This window comes from Acinetobacter sp. GXMZU3951, assembly GCF_054457875.1.
In genome coordinates this window covers 261364-274050 of record NZ_JBTLFO010000002.1, presented here as the reverse complement: position 1 = coordinate 274050, position 12687 = coordinate 261364, and the positions used below count along the sequence as shown (strand labels likewise).

General features: G+C 42.9%; 11 protein-coding genes. 3 read left to right on the top strand and 8 right to left on the bottom strand.

Features of this window, described 5'->3' with window-relative positions; all coding sequences use genetic code 11:
* Window positions 1-3: 3 nt before the first annotated feature.
* From dapF to ACX17N_RS04390, 5 genes are all read right to left on the bottom strand, one after another.
* Complete coding sequence (gene dapF, locus ACX17N_RS04410; RefSeq protein ID WP_458891351.1) at window positions 4-849, bottom strand: diaminopimelate epimerase; 846 nt, start codon at window positions 847-849, stop codon at window positions 4-6.
* A gap of 11 nt (window positions 850-860) precedes the next feature.
* Window positions 861-2105 (bottom strand): diaminopimelate decarboxylase, encoded by a 1245-nt coding sequence (lysA, locus tag ACX17N_RS04405; protein WP_458891350.1) that lies wholly within the window; start codon window positions 2103-2105, stop codon window positions 861-863.
* Window positions 2106-2128: 23 nt separating this feature from the next.
* Window positions 2129-2353, bottom strand: a complete 225-nt coding sequence (gene lptM / locus ACX17N_RS04400) for an LPS translocon maturation chaperone LptM (protein WP_458891349.1) — start codon at window positions 2351-2353, stop codon at window positions 2129-2131.
* Between the two features lie 133 nt (window positions 2354-2486).
* A complete protein-coding gene (locus ACX17N_RS04395) occupies window positions 2487-3890 on the bottom strand; it encodes an amino acid permease (RefSeq protein WP_458891348.1) in 1404 nt (467 codons plus the stop codon).
* Between the two features lie 307 nt (window positions 3891-4197).
* Window positions 4198-5697 (bottom strand): alanine/glycine:cation symporter family protein, encoded by a 1500-nt coding sequence (locus ACX17N_RS04390; protein ID WP_458891347.1) that lies wholly within the window; start codon window positions 5695-5697, stop codon window positions 4198-4200.
* Between the two features lie 352 nt (window positions 5698-6049).
* Here ACX17N_RS04390 and radA point away from each other — a divergent pair, with 352 nt between their 5' ends.
* From radA to tehB, 3 genes are all read left to right on the top strand, one after another.
* The gene (radA, locus tag ACX17N_RS04385; RefSeq protein ID WP_458891346.1) at window positions 6050-7432 is read left to right on the top strand and encodes a DNA repair protein RadA; all 1383 of its coding nucleotides are present in this window, start codon (window positions 6050-6052) and stop codon (window positions 7430-7432) included.
* Between the two features lie 123 nt (window positions 7433-7555).
* Entirely contained in the window at window positions 7556-8530 is a 975-nt protein-coding gene (locus ACX17N_RS04380; RefSeq protein WP_458891345.1) for a Tim44 domain-containing protein, read from the top strand.
* A gap of 133 nt (window positions 8531-8663) precedes the next feature.
* Window positions 8664-9530, top strand: coding sequence for an SAM-dependent methyltransferase TehB (gene tehB, locus ACX17N_RS04375; protein ID WP_458891344.1), 867 nt, complete (start codon window positions 8664-8666; stop codon window positions 9528-9530).
* 60 nt (window positions 9531-9590) lie between these two features.
* Here tehB and cysN read toward each other — a convergent pair whose 3' ends face one another.
* The 3 genes from cysN to ACX17N_RS04360 form a co-directional block, all read right to left on the bottom strand.
* Complete coding sequence (gene cysN, locus ACX17N_RS04370) at window positions 9591-11201, bottom strand: sulfate adenylyltransferase subunit CysN (RefSeq protein WP_458891343.1); 1611 nt, start codon at window positions 11199-11201, stop codon at window positions 9591-9593.
* Window positions 11202-11246: 45 nt separating this feature from the next.
* A complete protein-coding gene (gene cysD, locus ACX17N_RS04365; RefSeq protein WP_026441297.1) occupies window positions 11247-12155 on the bottom strand; it encodes a sulfate adenylyltransferase subunit CysD in 909 nt (302 codons plus the stop codon).
* A gap of 220 nt (window positions 12156-12375) precedes the next feature.
* Window positions 12376-12588 (bottom strand): hypothetical protein, encoded by a 213-nt coding sequence (locus ACX17N_RS04360; RefSeq protein ID WP_458891342.1) that lies wholly within the window; start codon window positions 12586-12588, stop codon window positions 12376-12378.
* Window positions 12589-12687 lie beyond the last annotated feature (99 nt).

Sequence of the window (12687 nt, the reverse complement as noted above, 5' to 3'; positions counted from 1 at the left end):
AACTTAGCCTTGGAAATAGCGTAAATCGATACGGCCTTCATAGACATTTGCTGTTGGACCCGTCATCCAGACCACATCGCCATCGCGCCATTCAATTTGCAACTTGCCACCCGCCAGTTCAATTTCAACTTGATTCGCTAACAAACCACGGCGGATACCCGATACAGCAGCAGCACACGCTCCTGTACCACAGGCCAAAGTCTCACCCACACCCCGCTCAAACACGCGTAAACGTGCATGTTTTTCATCAATGATTTGCATGAAACCCGCATTTACACGCGCTGGAAAACGAGCATGTGACTCGACTTGTGGCCCCATCGTTGCCACATCAGCCGTAATGACGTCTGGCACAATGGTCACCGCATGTGGGTTACCCATATTGACCACGTCAATTGTAATCTGCTGCTGATTTGCCAATTCGAGATCATACAAGTTTTCAGCTTGATCGGCTAAAAATGGAATGTCCTGTGGCAAAAATTTCGGGTAACCCATGTTTACGCGCACCCAGCCATTCGGACCCAATTCCGGCTCGACGATGCCCGCTTTGGTTTGTACCTTAATTTTGGTTTTAGTGGTTAACTGGCGCTCATGCACAAAACGTGCAAAACAGCGTACCCCATTACCACATTGCTCAACTTCCGAACCATCGGCATTAAAAATACGATATTTGAAATCGGCCTCAGGTACATCGGGTGGTTCAACAATCAATAACTGATCAAAACCAATGCCAAAATGACGGTCAGCCAGACGTTGAATGGTAACGCTATCTAAATAAGCACGTTGACTAATTAAATCAATCACCATGAAGTCATTACCCAGACCATGCATTTTAGTAAATTCTAAAAACATTCCCTGACTCCTTAAGGCAACAAGTGTTCGTTTGCCCAAAGTGACTCAACTGTTTCACGCTCACGAATGAGATGTGACTCAGCAGCATCGACCATAACTTCAGCAGCACGACCACGGGTATTGTAGTTTGAACTCATCACAAATCCGTATGCACCAGCACCCAAGACCGCCAAAGTATCCTGTTCACGCAGGGCTAAATCACGCTCTTTCCCCAAGAAATCGCCGGTTTCACAAATGGCACCCACCACATCCCACTGTAGTGTTTCAACATCGCTACGCGGAGTCACAGGTTGAATATCCATCCATGCTTCATATAGCGCAGGACGGATCAAATCGTTCATCGCTGCATCAATAATGGCAAAGTTACGGTGATTGGTTGGTTTTAATAAATCCACCTTAGTCACCAATACACCTGCATTAGCAGAAATACTACGTCCCGGTTCCATATACACTTTTAGGCCCAATTTTTCTAAAGCGGGCTTCATTGCATTGGCATATTCAAAAACGGTAGGCGGCACTTCATCTTTATAGGTCACACCTAAACCACCACCAATGTCGATATGTTTGAGCTGAATTCCCAATTCTTTGAGTTTTTCAATCATCAACATGACGCGATCAAGGGCATCCACAAACGGTTTCGTTTCGGTTAATTGCGAACCGATATGGCAGTCAATCCCGATGATCTCTAAATTGGGTAAACTTGCCGCATATTGATAGGTTTCAAATACCGTATCAGATGGAATACCAAATTTGTTTTCTTTTAAACCTGTCGAAATATAAGGATGGGTTTTTGCATCCACGTCTGGATTGACACGCAATGAAATCGGGGCTTTTTTACCCAATGCCGCAGCCACTTTCTGAATTCGGTCTAATTCGGCATAAGACTCGACATTAAAGCAGGCAATGCCAACTTCTAATGACTTTTGAATATCCGCTTCAGTTTTACCTAAACCAGAAAATACCACTTTGGAGGCATCACCACCCGCAGCCAAAACACGCGCCAACTCACCGCCAGTCACAATATCAAAGCCACAGCCGAGTTTGGCCAATACATTCAGTACCGCAATGTTGGAGTTCGACTTTACCGCAAAACAAATTTGATGATCGATAAACTCAAAAGCACGATCCATGTCTAAGAAATGCTTTTCAAAAGCTGCTTTTGAATACACATACAGTGGCGTGCCGTATTGCTGTGCAAGCTGTTCAAGAGAACACTGCTCTGCATGCAATACCCCATTAATGCGGGTAAAACTCATGAAGATGTCCTTTCAGTGACAAGTTAAGGTGTAGATGATTGATTTTGTGTAGCAGGTTGCTGATCTGCTGGTTGGGTCGATTCAACTTGCTCAGTTTTTTGACCAGACTCTACATTTGGATATAACAAATATTTTGCACGTTTGTCATAATTTGAATCGCTTGGTAATTGCAATGCACCCGATTGACCACAACCGATTAATGAAGAGCCCAAGACCAATACACTTATGCAGCAAATGACGCGACGCATCTGACCACCTATCTCAAATTTTAACGAAGTATAACCCGATCAACGCATTGACCAAAGCATTAAACGCTAGAGATTATCGCCAGACATAAAAAAACGCCAGTTTTAAACTGACGTTTTTACAAACACAAATTGATTATTTATGTTTAGGTTTATAAAAACCAAAATAACCAATTGCGAGAATAACCAGCCAAATCGGACTGACCATCAGGGCTTTCATGGTGTCTGGTTCAAGTGATAACACGTAAATCATACCAATAAAAAATACGATTCCGATCCAGCAGGTCAATGGTCCACCCGGTAATTTAAAGGTCGACTTGGCATGTAAATCTGGACGTGTTTTGTAGTACACCAGATAGCTCCACAAAATCATTAACCACACCAAAATAAACAGAATGGTCGACAAGGTGGTGGCCAGCGTAAAGGCTTCAACAGTGTTCGGAACAAAATACTGTAATGCTGCGCCTGCCAACAAGCAGATTGCTGAGAAATACAAGGCATTGGCCGGAACAGCTCGCTTGTTCAAATGACCAAATGCTTCTGGTCCTTGTTTCTCACGAGATAAACCAAACAACATACGACTGGTGGAGAATACACCACTGTTCATCGATGACATCACCGAAGACAACACCACCAAGTTCATAATAATTGCTGCTGCCGCAATACCCGCTTGACTGAACAAGTTAACGAATGGGCTCACGTCTGGGTTGATCTTATTCCATGGCGTCACCGACATCACAATAATCAGTGCAAATACATAGAAAATAATAATACGAACGGGAATTGAGTTAACTGCTTTTGGCAAGTTGCGCTCTGGATCTTTGGTTTCTGCTGCTGTCGTTCCGACCAGTTCCACCCCGACAAAGGCAAAAATGGCAATTTGGAAACCAGCAAGGAAACCTTCCATACCTGTCGGGAACATCCCACCATTGGCCCATAAATGCGTAAATGACGCTACTTCGCCTGAAGTTGAAGTAAAGCCCGTGAAAATCATCCACAAACCAACAGCAATCAGTACCACAATCGCAATAATTTTGACCAAGGCAAACCAGAATTCAAGCTCACCAAACAGTTTTACCGTCATTAGGTTGAGCCCCATAATGAAGATAATCGCTGCGACGCTAATCATTGCCCCTTCAACTGGGCTAAAAGGCAGTCCATTATTGAAAAATTGCAAATAGTAGATAATCGCGGATAAGTCAGCGATACCAATCGTGATCCAGCACAGCCAGTAGGTCCAACCGACAAAATAGCCCGCCCAAGGACCGATAAGATCCGTGGAAAAATCAATGAATGACTTATATTTCAGATTTGATAATAGTAGTTCTCCTAATGCACGCATTACGAAAAACACCATTAAACCAATAATCGTGTAGATAAATAAGATCGAAGGACCCGCCAAACTAATGGTTTTTCCCGATCCCATGAACAAGCCTGTACCAATTGCCCCACCAATCGCAATCAGTTGTAGATGTCGATTCGACAAACTACGATGGAGTTCGCCTTGCGCAGCGGACTCATTCGAGTTTTGATTTAACATCGTGATAGAAACTCTCTAATAATCCTTTAAGATTTTTTAACCAAATTAATCCAAATTACACATTTGCACTATTTTTAAGCATGCCTTCGCTATGTAAGTTTTTGGGTCAATCTAAGCTAAACAACTATATCTGTATCGTTCAGCATTCACGCCTTATACAATTAGCGCCGATAATACGCACTAGATTGATGCAACACAATGCACTTTTTTGATACGTTAGTTCTAGATTTTCTACAATTGTTCGTAAAAAAAGCAGCCGATTCGGCTGCTTCTTTTAAGTTTTACTAAATGTTCGTGAGCTAACTTTCTATTGGTTGTTCTGTTTTTTCTTTAAACGTTCTTCCCAATAGGTTGCATTACGAATGCCGAGTTTGACTGGATCAAAAGTGAACTCTTTCACGCCTGCCTTTTGCTGCTGCTCGTAATCTTTCAACGCTTTCATGGTTGGTTTCCAGACAAAGTAAGTCAAGATAATCCCAATAATGTTAATCCATGCCATTAAACCTACACCAATATCACCAACGCCCCAGATATAACCTGTTGCACTGATTACACCATAAGCAACCGAAATCATGATGAAACACTTGGTGATGAATAATAGTGAAGGTGTTCTGGTGATGTAGCTTAAATAAGCAATGTTGGTTTCTGCAATATAGTAGTAGGCAACAATCGTAGTGAAAGCAAAGAAGAACACCGCTAAAGCCACAAAGATTTGACCAAAGCCACCGAATACTGTGCTCACTGCCATTTGGGTGAATGCTGGTGAACCAATTTCAACCGTTGCACCAATGTTTTGAACAATAAATTGACCCGCTTCTAAAGTACCTTGTACGTTATACATACCGGTAATTAAAATCATGAAGGCTGTAGCAGAACAAACAAATAAGGTATCGACATACACCGAAAATGCTTGTACAAAACCTTGCTGTGCAGGATGTTGCACTTCTGCTGCTGCCGCTGCGTGTGGACCTGTACCCTGACCTGCTTCGTTGGAATAAACACCACGCTTAACCCCCCAACCAATGGCTGCACCAATACCCGCCATTGGGGTGAACGCATCTGTAAAGATCAGTTTAATCACACCCGGAAGTTCGTGAATATTCATTCCGACAATGACAAGCGCCATTAAAATGTAGCCTGCCGCCATGAATGGCACAACAAACTCAGCAAAACGCGCAATACGTTTAATACCACCAAAAATGATGACCGCCAATAAAGTCAGAATCACCACCAAAGCAACGAGTTTAAATGTTCCGACATTACCAAAAACAATTGAACCTTCACCTGTAATTTGGGTAAAGGCATTGCCGACCGCATTGGCTTGAATCCCCGGTAGGAACAAACCACAAGATACAATCGCTGCAATGGCGAATAAAATACCTAACCAGCGTTGTCCTAGGCCTCTATCAAAATAAAATGCTGGGCCACCACGGTATTGACCTTGATATTCAACTTTATAAATTTGACCTAAGGTTGATTCCACATAGGCGGTACTCGCACCTAAAAATGCCACCACCCACATCCAAAACACAGCACCTGGACCACCAAAGCCAATTGCGGCAGCAACACCCGCAATGTTACCTACACCAACACGTCCCGAAAGTGAAACGGCAAGTGCCTGAAACGAGGAAATCCCTTGCTCGGAGGAAGAACCACTAAATAGTAATCTCGCCATCTCTTTCATCTGACGCACTTGTACAAAGCGCGTCAAAATAGAGAAGAATAAGCCTGCCCCTAAACATAAATAAATAAGAGCCTTGCTCCAAATAATACCATTTACCCAATCAACAATTTCTGCTGCACTCATAGACATCAACCTTTTTATATAATTTGAAAATAGAGCAACCGCTAAATTTTCATTTGTTTGAGCAGGAGCAATATCTATGCCATTCTAAAACTAAGTTATGACAATAAATAAGCAAACACCCAAACACCTTCCTTGGAAAAAGTGAACTCAACAAATATATTGACTCAAAAACACAGTGTTTCTTACTTGTAAAAGTCCTATATCATGTTATTTTTCTGAGCACTTCCCTTTAACCAGTGAATTACGAACCTTGTCTTTCCTTCTTAATCCTTAAGAAATACTACAGACGCTTTTAATTGTATTCGTAATAACTCTTTTTTATCTAATTTATACAAAATTTTCAATTTTATTTATGGCAAAAATTAAAACTGTTTACCGCTGCGAGCAATGCGGTGCCGACCATCCGAAGTGGGCAGGACAATGTTCTGAATGTGGCGAGTGGAATAGTCTGGTTGAAATAAAGGTTGAACCGGTTGTGACACATCGCGCTCAACCTAAAATTGGAGGCGGCTACGCAGGGCAAGCTGCCAGCATCACTACATTAAATCAAGTGTCTGTTTCGCATGAAACTCGTCTTGCCACAGGTATTGGTGAATTTGACCGCGTACTCGGTGGCGGCTTAGTCACAGGCTCCGTGGTTTTAATTGGTGGTGACCCGGGTATTGGTAAATCCACCATTCTTTTACAAACTGCAACTTATATGGCAGCAGCGAAAAGTTCTGCACTCTATGTCACAGGTGAAGAATCTTTATCCCAAGTCGCACTTCGTGCACAGCGTCTCGATTTGCCAACGGATCAACTTAAAGTCATGGCGGAAACCTGCGTCGAGCGCATCTGCGAGGTACTGGCACAGGAACGCCCCGCGGTTGCGATTCTGGATTCCATTCAAACCCTCTATACGGAAACCTTACAGTCTGCCCCGGGTGGTGTTTCGCAAATTCGCGAATCTGCGGCCTTGCTAACCCGTTTTGCTAAAAATAGTGGCACTGCACTATTTCTTGTAGGCCATGTTACCAAAGAGGGGGCTTTGGCAGGACCGCGTGTACTTGAGCATATGGTGGACTGTGTACTTTATTTTGAAGGTCAGTCTGACTCAAGATATCGCATGATTCGTGCCGTAAAAAACCGTTTTGGTGCAGTTAATGAGCTCGGTGTCTTTGGTATGACCGATAAAGGATTACGTGAAGTCGCCAATCCTTCAGCCATTTTCTTAAGCCGTTATGATGAAGCCATTCCGGGTTCTATTGTCATGATCAGCCGTGAAGGTACACGCCCCCTCTTGGTCGAAGTACAGGCTTTGGTCGATGATGCACATGGACAACCTCGTCGTGTAGCACTCGGACTAGAACAAAACCGTTTAAACATGTTATTGGCTGTGATGCATCGTCATGGTGGGGTACAAACCTCTGGGCAAGATGTTTATGTGAATGTCGTGGGCGGTTTAAAAATTACCGAAACAGGCTCAGACTTAGCGGTACTCTTGGCTTGTGCTTCCAGCCTCCGTGGCAAAGCTCTTCCACAGCAGCTGGCTGTATTTGGTGAAGTCGGACTGTCCGGTGAAATTCGCCCAGTACCGAATGGTCAGGAACGCCTAAAAGAAGCCATTAAACATGGGTTTAAATATATTATTGTGCCACGCGCTAATGCACCGCAAAAAGCCATTGCTGGGGTGCAGATCATTGCAGTTGCCCGATTACATGAAGCCTTGACTGAAGCCATGAATCTCGCAGAGTAAGTCTGCAGGTCATAAAAATTTAACTGTGCAAATTTAAACAAAAAAATTGTGTTTTCTTATTGAAAAATGCAACAAAAGCCTGCATAAATACAACGCTAATTTTTATTTTTATAGGAAAATTGAATGGAAGTTCGACAGCGTAGTTTAGTTGCAGGTATTTTAGCAGCGATGTTATTGGTTGCACCTTTAGCAGAAGCTAAACGTGCTGGTAGTGGTAAAAGTCATGGCATGAGCCGTTCTACAACCTCCAGCCAGTCTTATCAACAACCTCGTCAAGCCACTCCTGCACAACAACCTGTTGCCCCTGCAACTGCACCGCAAAAATCTGGTCCAGGTGTTGGTACTATGGTTGCTGCTGGTGTAGCGGGTGCTGCTGTTGGTGCTGTTGCTGCCAATGCGCTTGCAGATGATCGTTCAGCAAGTCAAGCTGAAGCCGCTCAAGAAGAGAAAGGCGGAATTCCTGGCTGGATCTGGATCTTACTTGCTGCTGCTGTTGCCTTCTTCATTTTCCGCAAGATGGGCGCAAAAAAAAAACTAAGCTCTACTAATCCGTATGCACCGAATAATGGCGGTCAACCTGCATCGCCATTTGGTCAAGCCAATGCCGCACCACGTACCGCAGCAGATAACACCAATATTTTTGGTCAATCCGTCGGTGGTGGTGCTGCAACTCAAGCACCTGTAAGCAATGCTCCGTTTGGCACAGCCTATACCAACAGTGGTAATCAGCTTCCAGATGGTACTGAACCTGCTGCTTTCTTACGTATTGCACGTCAACGCTTTAATCATATTCAATCGATGAATACCGCGAGCAATATTGAAGAAATTCGCCGTTATCTAACACCTGATCTTTATCAGTCGATGTATAACGACATTATGGCAAATCGTGATCAAGATGTAGCTGAGTTTTCTAACTTGAATGCTATGGTGACGGATTCTGCAACTGAAAATGGTCAACATGTGGTCAGCGTTCGCTTTACTGGTACTGTGAGCGAAGATCTTAATAGCTTGCCACAACCCTTTACCGAAATCTGGCACTTTGTTAAACCTGCGGGCTCAAGCCAAGACTGGTTGGTTGCAGGTATTCAACAAGCTTAATGATGTGAATAATTTAAAACAGCGACTTCGGTCGCTGTTTTTATTTTTAGCGGCATCACGCTAATATCAGATTGAGAACATCATTCAAAATAATTTTTTGCTGAGTTAAAGCTCGGAATATAAGGATGCCTATATGCAAGCACTGCTGTGTTATAAATCACTGCCTATTTGGAAGCACGACACCATTCCACCCGCTTTTCAGCAAGCTCACAACACCAAACCTGGCACATGGGCAAGACTCCATATTTTAAAAGGTGAACTCGATTTCGCTATACTCAGTGAGCAGGGTGATGTGATATCCAATCAACATTTTAGCGTAACTGAACAACCCCCTTTCATCGAACCCCAAGTCTGGCATCGCATTGTCTCATTTAGCCCCGATATTGAATGCCAACTCAGCTTTTATTGCCATGCAGATGAATTATTCACACAAAAATATCAGCTCGCCCCCACTCATTCAGAAATAATAGCAGCCCTCCCTGCTTTGCAAGGCGGTAAAGCCCTAGATGTCGGCTGCGGCTCGGGACGTAATGCCCTATTTTTAAGTCAGCATGGCTTTGAAGTGGATGCTTGGGATGTGAATCCGCAAAGTATGCAACATTTAGAGCAAATTATTCAGGCGGAGCAGATTCGTAATATTCATACTCAACTGCGGGATTTGAATCTAAATCAACAGATTCAAAAGCAATATGATTTTATTTATTGCACCGTGGTCATGATGTTTTTACAAGCCAAAACAATTCCACCTTTGATTGCTCAAATGCAGCAAGCCACAAAATCAGGCGGATATAACTTAATTGTCTGCGCCATGGACAGTGATGATTATCCGGTCCAGCCTGATTTCCCTTTTAGCTTCAAAGCGGGTGAATTGGAAGCACATTATCAAGATTGGACAATTCTAAAATACAATGAAAATGTTGGTGAACTGCATCGTACCGATGAACAGGGTCAACGCATTAAACAGCGCTTTGCCACACTCTTCGCTCAAAAAATTGATTAAATAAGCTGCAGTTCAGCACATAAAAAACCCGCCATTTGGCGGGTTTTTTAGCATTGGATCTTATAAACGAACCAATTTCACAATTTGCTCTGCCAGTTCTTCCGCTTGTTCAGCAGTAAAACTCACATCAGTTGTATCAGCGAGGTCAGTAATGATTACTACACCTGTTTCACGCAACAACGCCACTTGTTCAGCCGTTAAGCCTGCTTTGGCAATTGCAACCACACCTTGCTGAATCAGCAAGCTTTCCAAGACTTGAGCTTGCTCAAGCGCTTTTGCAGTTACAGTGACGGTCGCAGGTTTTTGACCCAAACGAGCTGCACGGTCTTCAGCAGACACAGGATTTGCATGTGCAGTCCATTCAACCGCTGCTTCCACCATACCTGCACCAACCGTGACATTGCTTAAACGGTCAATAAAGATAAATGAACCGGTATAACGGCTGTCTTGATAACGGTCAAACACCACTGGCGCATCAAATTCAACGGTTAAGTCTGCAATTGCATTCAGCTCTAACTGTTCCACTTGAGTATGTTCAAGCGTATTCACATTCACGCGATAGTTAATAGCGGTGACTTTGGCTGGAACTGTTTGCGTACCAATCTTAACGTTGTACAACTTACCTTTGACAAGCGGCTGGTCATTCATCCAAACCACTGTAGCACGTACGCTACGTGACAAAGATGGCTCTTCACCAGCTTTAACCAACACGTTACCACGCGAAATATCAATTTCATCGTTCAACGTTAAAGTCACTGCCTGACCCGCAATTGCATGCTCTAAGTTACCGTCATAAGTCACGATTTCTTTTACTGTAGACTTTTTACCTGAAGGTAACGCTACAATTTCATCGCCTACGTGTACTTCACCTAAAGCAATCGTTCCGCAGAAACCACGGAAATCGAGGTTCGGACGGTTCACATACTGCACAGGGAAACGGAATTCGCTCTTGCTTGAATCACGGGTAATTTCGACAGATTCCAAAATACTCATCAAGGTTTGACCTTGATACCATGGTGTATTTGCAGATGCATTCACCACGTTGTCGCCATTCAGAGCTGAAATTGGTACGAACAGAATATTGCTTGGTTTACGATCCAATTGCGCTACAAACTGTTGGTATTCTGCTTGAATTTCGCCAAAGCGCGTTTCAGAGAATTCCACTAAGTCCATTTTGTTAATCGCAACAACAATGTTCTTAATTCCCAACAAGCTCGCGATATAGGTATGACGACGCGTTTGCGTTTGTACGCCATAACGCGCATCAATCAAGATAATCGCCAGGTCAGCGGTGGACGCACCCGTAGCCATGTTACGTGTATATTGCTCATGCCCTGGGGTATCTGCAATGATAAACTTACGCTTTTCAGTAGAGAAATAACGATAAGCCACATCAATGGTAATACCCTGCTCACGCTCGGCTTGCAGACCATCGACCAATAAGGCAAGGTCAGGTGCATCACCGGTTGTGCCGACTTTTTTACTGTCGCGCGTAACCGCTTGTAATTGATCTTCATAGATCAATTTTGAATCATAAAGTAAACGTCCGATTAAAGTACTCTTACCATCATCGACGTTACCGCAGGTCAAAAAGCGCAATAAGTCTTTCTGTTCATGCTGTTTTAAGTAAGCCAAAATATCTTGGCTAATTAATTCTGATTGATGAGACATTGCTCAAACTCCACAAATGCTTTGAAACCGAATGCTGAGTAACGCTTAGAAATAGCCTTCTTGCTTTTTCTTTTCCATCGAGCCAGCTTCATCATGGTCAATCATACGACCTTGACGTTCTGAGCTTGTCGCGAGCAACATTTCTTGAATAATTTCAGGTAAGGTATTCGCTTCTGACTCAACTGCACCAGTCAATGGGTAACAGCCTAAAGTACGGAAACGTACCGATTTCATTTGTGGAACTTCGCCTTCGTGTAAACGCATACGTTCATCATCAACCATGATGAGTGTACCGCTACGCTCAACCACTGGACGTTCAGCAGCAAAATACAATGGAACAATTGGAATCTGCTCTAAATAGATGTATTGCCAGATGTCCAACTCGGTCCAGTTGGATAATGGGAACACACGAATACTTTCGCCCTTGTTCACTTTACCGTTATATAAGTTCCATAACTCTGGTCGTTGGTTTTTAGGATCCCAACGGTGTTTATTGTCACGGAAAGAATAGACACGCTCTTTGGCACGAGATTTCTCTTCGTCACGACGTGCGCCACCAAAAGCAGCATCGAAACCATACTTATCCAGTGCTTGTTTTAAGCCCTGAGTTTTCATGATATCCGTATATTTTGAGCTACCGTGGTCAAATGGGTTAATACCCGCATCACGACCTTCTTTGTTTTGATGTACGATCAAATCAAAGCCATGGGTTTTCGCCATGTTGTCACGGAATTGAATCATTTCCTTAAACTTCCAGCCGGTATCGACATGCAGAAGTGGAAACGGAAGTTTGGCAGGATAGAACGCTTTCAAGGCAAGATGCAGCATGACAGCTGAGTCTTTACCAATGGAATATAACATTACCGGATTTTCGAATTCGGCAGCTACTTCACGAATAATGTGAATACTCTCAGCTTCAAGCTGTTTAAGATGAGTAAGTCTTTCCTCATTTATTGACATCGACAACACCGATTTACTAATTCGTGCTAATTACACATTCAACAATTGATATTCATTATAGAGATTTACTATTCACAGTTATTGCTTGTTTTATTATATTGATATGCAAAATAATCATATAGAGCATAACTAATAATAAGTATAAGTTTTCAAGCTATAGTCAATCTCAACCCTTTTTTTAAAAACCTATTGCAAAAACTGAAAGGATTTATGCCTACTCGCTTTTTGCTTGTGAAGCAGCTTCTTGCTGCTGCCTTAACTCAACCCGCTTTTGAATTTCTGCACGTTCTAGATCATATTGCTTTTTATTCTCTGCATCGCTCTTTGCTGCTAAAAACGCCATTCCAATCACAAACATTGGAATGAGTAGACCCAATACCATTAATTTCCAAGGCAACGCTTTTTTAGTCACTTCAGGTTGGCTCATACAAGATTACTCAAATCTAAAATCTTTAAATGCGCAACAATATAACAAAAAAGAGCCTCAATGATGAGACTCTTTTTCAACTAAGCATTTATCTGAAAA

What these genes read in the sequence shown, in the direction of transcription:
- radA (WP_458891346.1), top strand. Translation starts at nt 6,050, where the DNA reads ATGGCAAAAATTAAAACTGTTTACCGCTGCGAGCAATGCGGTGCCGAC.
- ACX17N_RS04360 (WP_458891342.1), bottom strand. Translation starts at nt 12,588, where the DNA reads ATGAGCCAACCTGAAGTGACTAAAAAAGCGTTGCCTTGGAAATTAATG.
- ACX17N_RS04390 (WP_458891347.1), bottom strand. Translation starts at nt 5,697, where the DNA reads ATGAGTGCAGCAGAAATTGTTGATTGGGTAAATGGTATTATTTGGAGC.
- lptM (WP_458891349.1), bottom strand. Translation starts at nt 2,353, where the DNA reads ATGCGTCGCGTCATTTGCTGCATAAGTGTATTGGTCTTGGGCTCTTCA.
- tehB (WP_458891344.1), top strand. Translation starts at nt 8,664, where the DNA reads ATGCAAGCACTGCTGTGTTATAAATCACTGCCTATTTGGAAGCACGAC.
- lysA (WP_458891350.1), bottom strand. Translation starts at nt 2,105, where the DNA reads ATGAGTTTTACCCGCATTAATGGGGTATTGCATGCAGAGCAGTGTTCT.
- ACX17N_RS04380 (WP_458891345.1), top strand. Translation starts at nt 7,556, where the DNA reads ATGGAAGTTCGACAGCGTAGTTTAGTTGCAGGTATTTTAGCAGCGATG.
- cysN (WP_458891343.1), bottom strand. Translation starts at nt 11,201, where the DNA reads ATGTCTCATCAATCAGAATTAATTAGCCAAGATATTTTGGCTTACTTA.
- ACX17N_RS04395 (WP_458891348.1), bottom strand. Translation starts at nt 3,890, where the DNA reads ATGTTAAATCAAAACTCGAATGAGTCCGCTGCGCAAGGCGAACTCCAT.
- dapF (WP_458891351.1), bottom strand. Translation starts at nt 849, where the DNA reads ATGTTTTTAGAATTTACTAAAATGCATGGTCTGGGTAATGACTTCATG.